The sequence below is a fragment of the Actinoplanes sp. NPDC051388 genome (assembly GCF_055586225.1).
Window position 1 is genome coordinate 335,134 of record NZ_JBVJIP010000006.1, and the last position, 13,800, is coordinate 348,933.

A 13,800-nucleotide genomic window follows, 5' to 3' on the forward strand; every position below is an offset into this window, starting at 1 on the left:
TCCCCCTAGAATCCGCTGTTGCCGGGGCCGCGGACGATCTGGAAGCCGGCGTTGTTCGCCAGCCCCGGGCCACCCGTGCCGGCGACGGTGACATAGCTGAACGTGCCGGTGCCGGGCGCGTTGAACTCCAGGCCGATCGTGCCGGCGCCGTTGAACGCCACCCGCTCGAAGGTCAGGTTGCCCACGTTGACCTGCCAACTCGCCAGGAAGCCCTGGTACGAGCTGTCGTTCACCTGAAGGTCCCGGAACACCACCGGCGCCGTGATCGCGTTGGCCGGCGCATAGACCCAGAGCGCCCCGATCGCGCTGCCCCAGTCCAGGCTGTACGAGCCGGTCCGGGTCAGCGTGTTGCGTTGCACCACCGTGGTGCCGCCGAACGGGTACGGATCGTGCCAGCTGGAGACGGCCACACCCGAGCCCTGGAACACGATGTCCGTGATCAGGCTGTCCTCGATCCGGTTGCCGGTGCCGCCGTAGATCGCCGCACCGTTCGCCAGGATCGGCAGCACCAGCGTGTTGAACGCGAAGACCGAGTTGCTGACCGGCCCGGCGCCGGCGCTCCACGACCACATGGCCAGGCCGTCGTCGCCGGTGTTGCGGGTGCTGGACTGTTCGATGCGGACGTTCGAAGTCGCGCCGTCGTAGCCGTTGATGTTGGCGCCGTCCGCCATGGTGTTGCGGATCCGCAGTCCGACCGCGTGGAGCCCGGTGGCCTGCTTCACCCACAGGCCGACCTTGGCGTGGTTGGTGGCCACGTTGCGGATCAGCGAGCCGGTGCCGAAGTCGCCCTCGATCGCGGCATCCGAGTTGGCGCAGCAGTCCGGGTCGCGGTCCGTCACGTCGCCGTCGAAGGCGAAGTCGCCGAGCTGCGTGTTGCCGCCGGTGACATAGATGCCGCCGCGCCGGTTCAGTCCGGTGAGGACGGTGTGCCACAGGCCGGCCCCGCGCACGTCGATGCCGGCCACGTTGACCAGGCCGCTGAGCACGAACCGGCCGCTCGGGATCCACAATCCCCTGCTGCTGCTCGCCTGTGCGGCGGAGACGGCCGCGCGGAAGGCGTTGAGGTCGTCGCCGTTGTCGTTGGCGACCGCGCCGTGCGAGATGACGCTGACGTAGCCCGCGGGTGCGGTCTGGGCCGGGTCGGCCACCTCGCCGTCTACCAGGTCCACGGTGATGGAGGACGCCGCGGACGACTCCTTGACCAGCCGCAGCACGGTGCCCGCCGGATAGGTCTGCGGGAGCAGCGCGCGGGCGTCGTCGAAGAACCGGTGCGGCCTCTCGCCGCCGGGCTGGCCCTGGAACGGGTACGGGCCGTACATCCAGCTGTATCTGGCGGTGAGCTGGAGGTCGGTGACCTTGGTGCCGCCGACGAGGACGGCCAGCGGGCTGGTGCTGTTGTCCGGCAGGCTCGCCCGCACGGTGATCGCGTTGGCCGGCTTGGTGAGCGTGACCTGCACATACTGTCCGGTGCCGGTGAGCTTGACGGCGCGCCGTCCGGACGATTCGGCCTGCTCGGTGGTGTATTCGCGGCCGGCCGCGAGCACCGAGCCGTTCGTCTGCCCGGCCTCCGCCTCATAGGTGGTGAAGGGCAGCGTCGCGCCGCGGGCCGCCAGCGGGGTGCTGCCGGCCACCGCGATGTTGTCCAGCTGCACGCCGCCGGAGTCACCGGAGTCCACCTGGAAACCGACAATGTTGACGTTCGCCCGCAGCGGCAGATCGCGCTGCACGGTCTGCCAGCCGTCCCCGGCTGGCAAGCTGAGCCGGCCCTGTTTGAGGCCGTTGGCATAGACGGACAGCGTGCGGGCAGAGCCGGTGGAGTTGCGGAAACGCAAGGTGGTCGTCGCGGTCCCGGCCGCGGTCTGATTGACGGTACGGATGACCCGCGCGCCGCCGGCCAGATTGGTCACGAAGCCGGAACCCGTGTATCCGGCGACATCCGTGGCGACGGTGGCGCCCGCGACGAATCCCGCTTCGAGTTCGAGGCCCGTGCTGGGCGGGGGCTCGGTCGGCGGGGTCGCGGTCCCGACGACGATGTTGTCGAGGTTGATGTTGCCGTTGTCGGCGCTTCCGTATTTCACGGCCACGGAGTTGGCGCCGCTGGTCAAGCTGACGGACGCGACGCCGGTGCCCCAGGTGTCCCAGTTGGCCGTGGCCGGGAGGCTGATCTGCTGCGTGCTGCCGTTGACCACCAGGGACATCGTGCGGGTGGCGCCCGTTCCGTTCGCGTACCGGAGGGTGATGGGCGCGGTGCCCGCGGAGGGTGAGCTGACCGCGAAGCTCACGGTGGCGTTGCCCTTGTTGCCGTCGGTGAAGCCGCCGGCGTAGCCGGAGCCGGTGAAGCCGGGGTGTTCCGTCTCGGCGGCCGCGCCACCGCTGAGCTGGGCGGATTCGGCTTCGAGTGTGCCCGGGGGCGGTGCCGAGGCCGGGGTGATCGCGATGTTGTCGAGGTTGAGGTTGCCGCTGTCGTTCGCGCCGAACTTGACCGCGATGGTGTTGTTGCCGCCGTTGAGCGTGACCGGCTGGGTGGTGGTGCCCCAGCCGGCCCAGCCCGAGGTGGCCGGCAATGCGAACTGCCGCGTCGCGCCGTTGACGATCAGCGACATGGTCCGGGTGCTGCCGGTGCCGTTGGCGTATCGGAAGGTGACGGTGTTGCTGCCCGCTGTCGCGCCGGTGACCGCGAAGGTGGCGGTCGCGTTGCCGCGGTTGCCGTCCACAAAGCCGCCGACGTAGCCGGATCCGTGGTAACCGGCGTGCTCGGTCTCGACCCGGGTGCCGCCGCTGAGCTGGGCGGACTCGGCTTCGAGCGTGGTGGCGGCGGCTGGCGCCACGGCGGCCGGGACGAGCAGGATGGCGGCCAGGAGCGCGTTCATTTCGCTGTGCCCAGCACGCCGTTGACCCGGGTCTCCGCCTCGGTCAGCAGCTGGTCGACGTTCGCGTTCCGGTCGGTGAGGACCTTTTGCATCGGCACGTCCAGCACCGCGTAGACCTGCTGCGCCAGTGGCGGCTCGAGCTTCAGCGGGATCGACCCTACAGCGGCCGCGAACGGCGCGAAGTTCTCGGCCGGCACGTTGCCGAACTCCTTGCGCGCGGCGATCAGCGCCTGGTCCGCCGCCGAGCCCGGCACCCAGACGTTGGGCTGCGGCAGGCCGACCGGCTCCTTGTTGGTGCTGGCCCGCCGAGTGGTCTCGGTGATCCGGGACGGGTCGAGGCCCTTGTAGGACAGCCAGGTCAGGCCCGCCTTGATCTTCTCGGGGCTGAGGCCGGCCTTGAACATGTAGCCGTCGCCGCCGCCGAGGGTCGCCTTGCCGTCCGGCATCGAGCCCAGCCCGAACTTCTCGAACGATCCCTTGTACTGGTTGACGATGTTCACGATGTCGCTGCCGGTGCCCAGGTACATGCCGAGCTTGCCGCCGCCCATCATGCGCAGCAGGTCCGCGTACTCGAGAAGTTGCTTTTCTCCCATCGTCTTGTCGACCCAACGCATGTCCTTGAGCTGTTGCAGGACCTGCCTGCCGGTCGCGTTGTTGAAGGAGGCCTTCCAGGTCTCGCCGACCTGGGTGGCCACCTCGCCGCCGAGCGAATAGGTCTCCGCGGTGAAGTGCCAGCCGCCGGTGTTGGACTTGCTGTAGTCGCCGTAACCGACCACGCCGTCGCCCAGCGCGGTCAGCTTCTTGGCCGCCTCGCGCACCTCGGCCCAGGTGGTCGGCGGTTTGGCCGGGTCGAGGCCCGCTTTTTCGAAGAGCTCGCGGTTGTAGACCAGGCCCATCGAGTAGTTCTGCGACGGCAGGCCATAGGTCTTGCCCGCCTCGTCGGAGAAGATCCGCATCAGCTCCGGCTTGATCTCCTTGAGCGCCGGGAAGTCGCCGAGTTGCTTGCTGACGTCGGCGACCTGGCGCTTGCGGATCAGGCCCTGCGGGTCGGTGAAGTAGACATAGAAGACGTCCTCGAGCTGGCCGCCGGCCAGCTTCGCGGCGAAGGTCTGCGGGTCCATCATGCCTTCGCGGGCGTCGATCTTGATGTTGGTGTACTTCGCCTGGAACGCCTGGACGTCCTTCTCGAAGTTGGCCCGGTTGACCGGGTCGGTGTCCGGCGGCAGGCCGTTGACCACGATGGTCACCGGGCCATCGGCCGCCCCGGTCGAGCTGTCGTCGGTGCTGGAACAGGCGCCGGTCAGCAACAGTGTCGCCGCAGCGGTGATCAGTAAGCGTCGGTTCATCGCGGGGTGTCCCTCCATCGGAGCGGAGGCCGTTTCGATCGTGTTACGGATCGATTGCGGTCGCCGCGGCGTAGGCCGATGTTAGGACCGTCGATGTGACGAAGTCCATAACTTCATGCAAGATTCGGGTACGGAGATTGTCATTCGTTTGCATGGACCCGCAAGGGTCCGGTGGTGCCGCGGACGATCAGCTCCGGATCGAAGGTGATCTCGTCGCTGACCAGCAGCCGCCCGTCCAGCTGCGCGAGCAGCGAGGACACCGCCGCCGCGGCCATCTCACGCACCGGCTGGCGCATCGTGGTCAGCGGCGGATCGGTCACGCTCATGAAGGTGGAGTCGTCGAAGCCCACCACCGACACGTCGGCGGGCACCTCGAGGCCCTTGCGCCGGACCGCGCGGATCGCGCCGAGGGCGAGCGCGTCGCTGGCGCAGATCAGACCGGTGACCCCGCGGCCGAGCAGCCGCCCGGCCGCGGCCCGGCCGCCCTCCATGCTGAAGACGGTGTGCTCCACCAGATCGTCCGAGCGTTTGAAGCCGGCCAGCTTGCGCATCGACGGGACGTGTCCCCAGGGGCCGACGATCAGGCCGATCCGCTCGTGGCCGAGGCCGGTCAGGTGGCCCACCGCCTGCTCGACCGCGACCCGGTCGTCGATGCTGACCTGCGGCACGCCCAGGTTCTCGTCGGCCGCGTTGATCAGCACCATGGGCAGCCGGCGCTCGGTGAGCTGGCGGGCCTGCTCCGGGCCGGCATCGGCGAAGCTGCTGCCCACGAAGACGATGCCGCCGACCTGACTGGCCAGCAGCATCTGGATGTAGTGCGCCTCGGACACCCCGTCGGAAGTGCGCGTGCAGAGCACCGGGATCAGCCCACGCTGCACCAGCGACACCCCGAGGACGTCGGCGAAGGCCGGGAACACCGGGTTGGAGAGATCCGGCAGCACCAGGCCGATGAGCCGGGCGCGGGCGCCGCGCACCGGCTGCGGGCGGGGATAACCGAACACGTCCAGGGCGGTCAGCACGGTGTCGCGGGTGGCCTGCGAGACGCCCGGCTTGTCGTGCAGCACCCGGCTGACGGTCGCTTCCGAAACCCCCGCATACGCGGCCACCGCCGCCAGCCTGCTCGTCACGGTTCGAGGTTACGCGCCATGCAAATCCTTGCAAGAGTTGTGCAAACGCCTGTTTTCAGCCGGCGTTGGCGTACGAGTGCAGGCCCTCGAAGAACAGGTTCACGCCGAACAGGTTCATCAGCATCGTCGCGAAGCCGATCAGCGCGATCCAGGTGGCCGTCGTGCGCTTCACGCTGGGCGTGGCCCGGGCGTGCAGGTAGCCCGCATAGACGATCCAGGAGATGAACGCCCAGACCTCCTTGGGGTCCCAGCCCCAGTAACGCCCCCAGGACGCCTCCGCCCACAGCGGACCGGCGATCAGCGCGCCGAAGGTGAACAGCGGGAAGGCGAACGCGTGCAGCCGGAAGGTCAGCCGCTCCAGCGTCTCGGCGGCGGGCACCCGCTTGCCCAAGGTGTAGGGGAAACCGCGCTTGCCCTGGTCCCAGCCCGACTTGATCAGGAACAGCATGGCCGGCACCGCGCCGAACAGCAGGATGCCGGACGCCAGGATGATCGTCGCCACGTGGATGACGTACCAGTATGAATTCAGCGCCGGCACCAGCGGCCCGACCGGGGTGTAGGCGATCAGCCCGTTCGCGCCGAGCAGCACCACCATCACCAGGGCGACGAAAAGCCCGAGGTGGCGGATGCCGGGCCTGCGGCTGAGCACGCCGATCCACGCCGCCGAGCCGACGAACGACACCGACAGGATGAACTCGTACATGTTGCCCCAGGGCATCCGGTCGGCCGCGACCCCGCGGGTGACCAGGGCGCCGAGATGCAGCAGGAGCGCGAGGACGTTGATGCCGACGCCGATCATGCCGAGCAGGTTGCCCTTGCTGCGCGTCGGCGTTGTCTCTTGGATGACCGGCTCGACGGCGGGCGGCCCGCCCGCGCCCACCAGCTCGCGCGTCGCCGCACGGGCGATGTGGCTGCGGGTGCCGAACGCGTATTCCCCCGCGTAACACACCATCGCGGCCAGGTAGGCCAGCACGGTGAGCGCCATCAACTGGTTCGACAACTCCGCCATCACGCGGCCTCCTCGTCCCCCTGCGCGGCCGTGACCAGAGCTTGGAATTCGTCCTCGAAGCCCGGATAGTCGGTCCGCGGCAGGCCACCTGCCTCGATCACGGTACCGTCGCTCGCCCCCTCGCCGGCGCCCAGGGCCGACATCCGGAAGAACACTCGCCGGCGGTGCCCGAACAACGACGCCATCAGCCCGAGCAGGCCGAGCACCGCACCGCCGAGCACCAGCGGCTGGGTCGGGTCGTGCCGCACGGCGAGCGTGGCGAACGGCCGGGTGCCGAGGAACTCGAGCTTGGTGCCGTCGTCCAGCGTCCAGGTCTCGCCGGGACGCAGCTCGTGCGGCCGCCCGTCGCCGCTGACCTGCTTGAGCTTGCCGCTCGCGATCTGGCCGCGATCCAGCGCGTAGACCGAGCCCGGCAGCCCGGCGTCCACCCCGAGATTGCCACGATAGGCCGTCAGGAACAGCACCGGGTTGCGCTCGGCCGGGAAGGACGACGTCGGCCGGCCGTCGGCGCCGACCGTGGGCAGGTAGACGCCCTCGAAGCCGACCTGCAGGTTCTCGTCGCGCTTGTCTGTCTTGGGGTCGATGTTCACGTCCGGGAAGGTGGCCACCCCCTCGCTGGTGAACATCTGGTCGCGCGGCAGGAACGGCACGACCTTGGTCTGCTGCGCGCCGAACCGGTCGGTGTAACGCAGCACCGGCGCGTATCCGTGGCCCAGCAGGTTGATGTTGGCCGCGGACAATCGCAGCGGGTCGTTCACCGTGAACGTTCGCGACTCCTGCCTGCCGTCCTCGTCCACCAGCACGGTCGCGCGGAACGACTTGGGCTGCCCGGTCTCCTGGAACTGCGCCCGGAAGTCGGTGAGTTGCAGGCAGAACGGCGGCAGGTCGGCAGCGGTTACCCGGGCGCCGAGCGAGGACTCGTCGAATTGCGTCACCGAGTTGCAGAAACCCTTGTCCGGACCCTCCACCAGCAGGCGGTTGCCGTGCCAGCCGTACCAGGCGCCGAAGCCCACGCCGATCAGCACCGCCAGCAGCGCGAAGTGGAACAGCAGGTTGCCGGTCTCCTTGACGAAGCCCTTCTCCGCGGAGATCGTCCACGTGCCGTCATCTTGCTCGCGGGTGACGGTGCGCCACCGCCGCTTGCGCAAGATCTGCGCCACGGTGGCGGCCACGGCCGCGGACTCGCCCGGTTGTTGCGCAAGCGCGGCGTGCTGCGGCAGGCGGTCCAGCCGTTTCGGTGCATCCGGCGGCGTGGATCGCAGCGCGCGCACGTGGTCCGCGAGCCGGGGCACCACGCACCCGATCAGCGAGGTGAAGAGCAGCACGTAGACCGCGGCGAACCAGGCCGACGCATAGACGTCGAACATGCCCAGCCGGTCCAGGAACGGCGCCAGCTCGGGGTGTGCGTCGAAGTACTCGGCGACCCGCTCGATGTTCACCGAGCGCTGCGGCAGCACCGAGCCGGGAATCGCGGCGACCGCCAGCAGGAAGAGCAGCACCAGCGCGGTGCGCATGCTGGTCAGCTGACGCCACGAGTTGCGCAGCAGCGCCCACACCGGGTTGACCCGGCGCGGCGGCGGCGCGGGTGCGGCGGCGGTGCGCTCCTCGACCTCCGTCACAGCAGCGTTCCGGCGTCGAAGTTGAAGGTGGTCAGCAGCCAGATCAGGAAGTCGTTCCAGCTGCCGGTGACCAGCGCCAGCCCCACCAGGATCAGCAGCGCGCCGCCGATCCGGGTGACCCAGCGGCTGTTGCGGCGGACCGCCCGGAACACTCCGAGCAGCTTGCGGAAGAAGAGCCCGAACAGCACGAACGGCAGGCCCAGCCCGAGGCTGTAGGCCAGAGCGAGCACTACGGCGCGGCCGGTCGCGCCGCTGGTGGTGGCCAGACCGAGCACCGCGGCCAGGGTCGGGCCGGTGCACGGCAGCCAGGACAGCCCGAACAACGCGCCGAAGATGGGGGCGCCGGCCAGCCCGGCCGCGGGCAGCCGGTGGATGCGCAGCTCGCGCTGCATGCCCGGGACCAGGCCCATGAACGCCAGGCCGAGCACGATGACCAGGATGCCGAGCACGATGTCGAGGGTGCTCTTGTAGGTCTGCAGCATCCGGCCGATGTTCGCCACCAGCGTCGCCAGCAGCGTGAACACCACCGCGAAGCCGGCCACGAAGAGCACCGTGCCGGCCAGCACCCGGCCCTTGACCCGGACCGGTCTGGTGAGGACCGTGCCGTCCTCCTGCGGGCGGCTTTCCGCGTCGTCCAGATCAGACCCGGCCAGTCCGGTCACATAGGACAGGTAGCCCGGCATCAGCGGCAGCACGCAGGGCGAGAGGAAGCTGACCAGCCCGGCCAGCCCGGCCGCGCAGATCGCGAGCAGCAGCGGGCCGTCTCCGACCACGCCGGCGAAGGTCTCGCCCATCAGCCGCTCCGCTCCGCGGCGACCCGCTCGACCAGGGGCTGCAGCTCGGCAACGACCGTCGCGCGGCGCATCGCCACCGCGATGCGGCCCTGGCGGTCGAGGATCAGGGTGGACGGGGTGCTCACCTGGGTCACGTCGAACTTCAGCGCGACCTTGCCGTCCGGGTCGTACACGCTCGGGTAGGTGACCCGGCCGCGCTCGAACTGCCGGGCCGCGTCGCGGTCGTCGCGGGTGTTCACCCCGACGAAGGCGACGCCCTTGTCCTTGGTGGCCTGGAACGTCTTCTCCAGGTCGTCGGCCTCGGCCCGGCAGGGGTTGCACCACGAGCCCCAGAAGTTGACCACCACGACCCGGCCGCGGTCGGTGGCCACGTCATAGGTGCCGCCGTCGAGCAGCTCGCCGGTGACCTCGCTGACCTGCGGGCGCTTGTCCGGCGTGCACTCGATCACCCCCTTGGTGGTGACGCACTGCTTGGCCCAGTTGTCGTCGCCACCGCACCCCGCCATGCCGCCGCCGATCAGGACGGCGGTGGCCAGCAGCGCGGCGAGGCGACGCACGGTCATGCGCCTTTGGCCGTCCGGGCGCCCGGGGACAGCGCGACCAGGTGCGCGGCCGGCTCGGAGTAGTCGACACCGACGACCTTGGCGCCCTCGAACCGGAACGTGGTCAGGCTGGCCAGGCCGCACTGGCGGCGGCGCGGGTCGTGCCAGAGGCGCTTGCCCTCCACATAACGCCGGAGCGTCCAGATCGGCAGCTGATGCGAGATGCAGACGGCCTCGTGGCCCTCGGCGGCCACCCGCGCGGCCTGCACCGCCGCGAACATCCGCTGGGCGATCACCAGATAAGCCTCGCCCCAGGACGGCGTGATCGGGTCACGCAGCACCCACCAGTTGCGCGGGCTGCGGAAACCGCCGTCGCCCGGGCCGACCTTTTTGCCCTCGAAGTAGTTGCTGCTCTCGATCAGGCGCACGTCGGTGGCGATGTCGAGCTTGAACTGCGCGGCGAACGGCTCGGCCGTCTCCTGCGCGCGCTCGAGCGGGCTGGAGACCACGTGGGTGACGTCGCGGTCGGCGACCGCCTGGGCGCCGGCCTTGGCCATCTGCCGGCCCAGCTCGGACAGGTGGAAGTCGGGCAGCCGGCCGTAGAGCACCTTCGTCGGATTGTGCACCTCGCCGTGCCGCAGCACGTGCACGATCGTCTTCGTCGGCTCGCTCAAGCCCCCACCCCCGTCGCCTCGGCCGCCGCCCGCGCGGCATGCGGCAGTGCCTCCGCAATGGTCTCCAGCGCGCGCTCGTCCATCGCGGTCGACACGAACCACGACTCGAAGGCGCTCGGCGGCAGATAGACACCCCGGGACAGCATGGCGTGGAAGAACGCCTTGAACTGCCCGGCATCCTGGGTCTTCGCCGTCGCATAGTCGGTGACCCGGACATCGGTGAAGAAGATCGAGAACATGTTTCCCGCGTACGACAGGGAGTGCGCCACGCCCGCCTCGTTGAGCGCGGTGGAAGCCAGTGCACCGATGGTCGCGGACAACTCGTCCAGGCGCTTGTAGACCCCGTCGTCGGCGAGCCGCAGCGAGGTCAGCCCGGCGGCGCAGGCCAGCGGGTTTCCGGAGAGCGTGCCGGCCTGGTAGACCGGGCCCGCCGGGGCCAGCCGGGACATGATGTCGGCCCGGCCGCCGAACGCCGCCGCGGGCAGCCCGCCGCCCATCACCTTGCCGTAGGTGTAAAGGTCGGCGTCCACCGGATCGAGGCCCTGCCAGCCGCTGCGGGTGACCCGGAAGCCGGTCATCACCTCGTCGACGATGAGCAGCGCGCCGTGGGCGTCGGCCAGCTCGGCGAGCCGCTGGTTGAAGCCCGGCAGCGGTGGAACCACGCCCATGTTGCCCGGCGCCGCCTCGGTGATGATCGCGGCGATGTCCTCCCCCTCGGCGGCGAACACCGCCTCCACGGCGGCCACGTCGTTGTAGGGCAACACCACCGTCTCGGCCGCCGCGGCACCGGTCACTCCCGGCGAATCGGGCAGTCCGAGCGTGGCGACCCCGGAACCGGCCGCGGCCAGCAGCGCGTCGACGTGCCCGTGGTAGCAGCCGGCGAACTTCACGATGCGGCTGCGGCCCGTGTAACCCCGGGCCAGCCGGATCGCGCTCATCGTCGCCTCGGTGCCCGAATTGACCAGGCGGACCTCGTCGATCGGGGTGCGGGCGATGATCTCGGTCGCGAGCTCGACCTCGGCCGCTGTCGGCGTGCCGAAAGAAGTGCCCTTGGCGGCCGCGGCCTGGACCGCGGCGATCACCTCGGGATGCGCGTGGCCGTGGATCAGCGGCCCCCACGAGGAGACCAGGTCGACATAACGCCGGCCGTCGGCGTCGGTCAACCAGGCGCCGGAGCCGGACGCCATGAATCGGGGCGTGCCACCGACAGCACGGAACGCACGCACGGGTGAATTGACCCCGCCGGGGACGATGGCCTTGGCGCGGTCGAACAGGGCCTGGGAAGCCGGGGCGTCCTCCGGATAGGGGAACGGCTCGGCGTGGTATGAGGTGGTCACAGCGCCATCCATTCTGGCAGCGGCCTACGACGGAAGTGGCAAGAGGGTTGTTCATGTCACCTTGGGTGATCCGCCACGGGCCCGCACGGCACCCGCTCAACAGGAAGGAAACCACCGCTCGCGATAGGGTGAGGAAGTGGAACGACCGGAGCTGTCCATCACGGTTCAGCGTGCTCCCGACGAGGTGACATATGTCCTCGTCGGTGAGATCGACGTGCTCACGGTGGCCGAGTTGAGTGCGTTGGTGAACGAGGAGCTGGCGGATCCGCCGGCCCGGATGGTGCTCGACATGGCCGGTGTCACGTTCTGCGACAGCCAGGGCCTGGGCACGCTGGTCGTGCTCAGCCGCAAGGCGCAACACGCACGCTCGGTGCTCGCGCTGGCCAACGTGGGCGACTTTCTGATGCGCGTCCTCGACATCACCGGCCTGCGATCCGCCCTGATGATCAGCAGTGCGCAGTAACGCTGAGCTGACCCGCGGCGGAAAACAGAATGCAACCCCATGGTCCTTGCCTTGACACCGGTGTGAAGGCCTAGCGTCACCCTCATGCTGATCGGTGAGCTGGCCACCCGGGCCGGGACGAGCACCCGGACGCTGCGTTACTACGAGCAGCACGGCCTCGTGCAGGCGTCTCGCGACGCCCGCGGCTACCGCTGTTATGACGACGCGGAGCTGCGCGTGGTCCGGGAGATCCGGGCGCTGCTCGAATCCGGCTTCGGGCTCGACGACATCCGGCCGTTCGTGGCCTGCCTGCGCGCCGGCAACGACGCCGGGCACGTCTGCCCCGACTCGGTGGCGGTGCTGCGGCGCAAGCTGGCCGAGGTGGACGGCGTGCTCGATCAGCTCCACACCGTGCGGGCCGGACTGCTGGCGCAGCTCACGGACGCGATCGAGGAACGGACTGCCCGATGCCAGATGAGCTGCTGAAGATCGTCACCGACGCGTCCTTCCCGGACGAGGTGCTGATGTCGCCGACCCCGGTGCTGGTCGACTTCTGGGCCGAGTGGTGCCCGCCCTGCGGCCCGATGGCCCGCACCCTGTCCGAGCTGGCTCCCGAGTTCGAGGGGCGGATCGGCTTCGCCAAGATCAACGCGGACGAGAACCCGGAGTCGACCCGCGCCTACCGGGTGATGTCGATGCCGACGCTGCTGCTCTTCAGCGGCGGCCGCCCGGTCATCTCGATCGTCGGCGCCCGCCCGAAATCCGCCCTGCGCAAGGCGCTCGACAACGCCCTCGAGCCGTACGCCAACCGCTGAACCGGGCGCTATCGTTGCGCCGGTGAACCTGGAGGTGTTGCGCGCCGAGTCGGAGTACGAGTCCGTCCGGAAGGACCCCCGGGTGGCCTATGCGCTGTGGTGCGTCTGCGGCATCTTCGGCGGCCACCGCTTCTATCTCGGCGACACCGCCCGCTCGATCGCGATGCTGTTCACCCTGGGCGGTCTGGGCCTGTGGACGCTGCTCGACCTGTTCTTCGTCGGCCGCCGAGCACACTCGGTGAACCGCGCCCGCCGCGCCGCGATCATGGCCCGATACGGCATCCTCGAGCCATGACCAGGTTTGTGATCGGCCCGGACGTCGCCCTGCGGCTGGCCGCCGACGAGGCGAAGATCCCCGCCGAGCACAAGCTGGTGGCGCCCACTCTGCTGCGCTCGCAGGTGCTGACCCGGCTCTACGAAGCGGTGCGCGACGGCGAGCTGACCAGGAAGGACGCCGAGCGTCGGCTCGACTACCTGCGCTCACTGAGCATCCGGCTGCTCGGCGACCGGGTGTCGCAGCGGGTCGCCTGGACGGTCGCCGACCAACTCGGCTGGCCGGACACGCTGACCGCCGAATACATCGCGGTGACCCGACTCCAGGCCGACGCCTTCATCACCCTCGACCCCGAGCTGGCCGAAGCGGTCCGTGACGTGGTGCCGGTCGCCCCGATCGAGGACCTCCACACATGACCGAAGTGCGCATCGTGCATCTCAACGGCCCGGCGTTCCAGGCTCTGGCCGACGGCGACCTGGCGGCGGCGACCGTGGCCAGTCCGGTGCCGTTGTCGCCCTATCTGGCCGGCGAGGAGTGCCGCGGGACGTGGCGCATGCGCAGCCGCCAGGCCGAGGAGGATCCGGCCAGCGCGGGCTGGGTCACCGGCGTCATCTTCGACGTGGAACGCGGCATGGCGGTCGGCCGGGCCGGCTTCCACGGGCCGCCGGACGCCGCCGGGATGGTGGAGATCGGCTATGCGGTCGACCCGGCGCAGCGCCGCCGCGGTTATGCCCGTGCCGCGCTGGAAGCCCTGCTGCGCCGGGCCGCCCGCGAGCCGGCGGTAAAGACCGTCCGGGTCAGCATCCGCCCCGACAACCAGCCGTCCCTGAACCTGGCCCTGCAATACGGCTTCCAGCAGGTCGGCGACCAATGGGACGACGAGGACGGCCTGGAATACGTATACGAGGTGGCCGCCGACCGGCCCTAGAATTCGTGCTTGTGGATCCCGTC

Annotated in this window: 15 protein-coding genes; 6 read left to right on the forward strand and 9 right to left on the reverse strand. The window is 69.9% G+C overall.

Going from position 1 to position 13,800, the window contains the following annotated elements; genetic code table 11:
* Positions 1-5: 5 nt before the first annotated feature.
* The 9 genes from ACZ6TI_RS18115 to hemL all read right to left on the reverse strand — a co-directional run bounded on the left by ACZ6TI_RS18115 (position 6) and on the right by hemL (position 11,330).
* The gene (locus ACZ6TI_RS18115) at positions 6-2,870 is read right to left on the reverse strand and encodes a CBM35 domain-containing protein (protein ID WP_465346200.1); all 2,865 of its coding nucleotides are present in this window, start codon (positions 2,868-2,870) and stop codon (positions 6-8) included.
* Entirely contained in the window at positions 2,867-4,216 is a 1,350-nt protein-coding gene (locus ACZ6TI_RS18120) for an ABC transporter substrate-binding protein (protein WP_465346201.1), read from the reverse strand. Before ACZ6TI_RS18120 ends, ACZ6TI_RS18115 begins: the two co-directional genes overlap by 4 nt.
* Before the next feature lie 140 nt (positions 4,217-4,356).
* The gene (locus ACZ6TI_RS18125; protein WP_465346202.1) at positions 4,357-5,343 is read right to left on the reverse strand and encodes a LacI family DNA-binding transcriptional regulator; all 987 of its coding nucleotides are present in this window, start codon (positions 5,341-5,343) and stop codon (positions 4,357-4,359) included.
* A gap of 55 nt (positions 5,344-5,398) precedes the next feature.
* The gene (gene ccsB, locus ACZ6TI_RS18130) at positions 5,399-6,352 is read right to left on the reverse strand and encodes a c-type cytochrome biogenesis protein CcsB (protein WP_465346203.1); all 954 of its coding nucleotides are present in this window, start codon (positions 6,350-6,352) and stop codon (positions 5,399-5,401) included.
* Entirely contained in the window at positions 6,352-7,971 is a 1,620-nt protein-coding gene (gene resB / locus ACZ6TI_RS18135; RefSeq protein WP_465346204.1) for a cytochrome c biogenesis protein ResB, read from the reverse strand. The genes ccsB and resB overlap by 1 nt, the downstream gene beginning before the upstream one ends.
* Complete coding sequence (locus tag ACZ6TI_RS18140) at positions 7,968-8,765, reverse strand: cytochrome c biogenesis CcdA family protein (RefSeq protein WP_465346205.1); 798 nt, start codon at positions 8,763-8,765, stop codon at positions 7,968-7,970. The genes resB and ACZ6TI_RS18140 overlap by 4 nt, the downstream gene beginning before the upstream one ends.
* Entirely contained in the window at positions 8,765-9,328 is a 564-nt protein-coding gene (locus ACZ6TI_RS18145; protein WP_465346206.1) for a TlpA family protein disulfide reductase, read from the reverse strand. Before ACZ6TI_RS18145 ends, ACZ6TI_RS18140 begins: the two co-directional genes overlap by 1 nt.
* Positions 9,325-9,981, reverse strand: a complete 657-nt coding sequence (locus ACZ6TI_RS18150; RefSeq protein ID WP_465346207.1) for a histidine phosphatase family protein — start codon at positions 9,979-9,981, stop codon at positions 9,325-9,327. The genes ACZ6TI_RS18145 and ACZ6TI_RS18150 overlap by 4 nt, the downstream gene beginning before the upstream one ends.
* Complete coding sequence (hemL, locus tag ACZ6TI_RS18155) at positions 9,978-11,330, reverse strand: glutamate-1-semialdehyde 2,1-aminomutase (RefSeq protein WP_465346208.1); 1,353 nt, start codon at positions 11,328-11,330, stop codon at positions 9,978-9,980. The genes ACZ6TI_RS18150 and hemL overlap by 4 nt, the downstream gene beginning before the upstream one ends.
* A 124-nt stretch (positions 11,331-11,454) precedes the next feature.
* On the opposite strand from hemL, the gene ACZ6TI_RS18160 reads away from it, so the two are divergent.
* The 6 genes from ACZ6TI_RS18160 to ACZ6TI_RS18185 all read left to right on the forward strand — a co-directional run bounded on the left by ACZ6TI_RS18160 (position 11,455) and on the right by ACZ6TI_RS18185 (position 13,777).
* Positions 11,455-11,781, forward strand: coding sequence for an STAS domain-containing protein (locus ACZ6TI_RS18160; RefSeq protein ID WP_465346209.1), 327 nt, complete (start codon positions 11,455-11,457; stop codon positions 11,779-11,781).
* An 84-nt stretch (positions 11,782-11,865) separates the two neighbouring features.
* Positions 11,866-12,246 (forward strand): MerR family transcriptional regulator, encoded by a 381-nt coding sequence (locus ACZ6TI_RS18165; RefSeq protein WP_465346210.1) that lies wholly within the window; start codon positions 11,866-11,868, stop codon positions 12,244-12,246.
* Entirely contained in the window at positions 12,228-12,575 is a 348-nt protein-coding gene (locus ACZ6TI_RS18170; RefSeq protein WP_465346211.1) for a thioredoxin family protein, read from the forward strand. The genes ACZ6TI_RS18165 and ACZ6TI_RS18170 overlap by 19 nt, the downstream gene beginning before the upstream one ends.
* 22 nt (positions 12,576-12,597) lie before the next feature.
* On the forward strand, positions 12,598-12,870 hold the full coding sequence (locus ACZ6TI_RS18175; protein WP_465346212.1) for a TM2 domain-containing protein: 273 nt from the start codon (positions 12,598-12,600) through the stop codon (positions 12,868-12,870).
* On the forward strand, positions 12,867-13,265 hold the full coding sequence (locus ACZ6TI_RS18180; protein ID WP_465346213.1) for a hypothetical protein: 399 nt from the start codon (positions 12,867-12,869) through the stop codon (positions 13,263-13,265). Before ACZ6TI_RS18175 ends, ACZ6TI_RS18180 begins: the two co-directional genes overlap by 4 nt.
* Entirely contained in the window at positions 13,262-13,777 is a 516-nt protein-coding gene (locus tag ACZ6TI_RS18185) for a GNAT family N-acetyltransferase (RefSeq protein ID WP_465346214.1), read from the forward strand. The genes ACZ6TI_RS18180 and ACZ6TI_RS18185 overlap by 4 nt, the downstream gene beginning before the upstream one ends.
* Positions 13,778-13,800 lie beyond the last annotated feature (23 nt).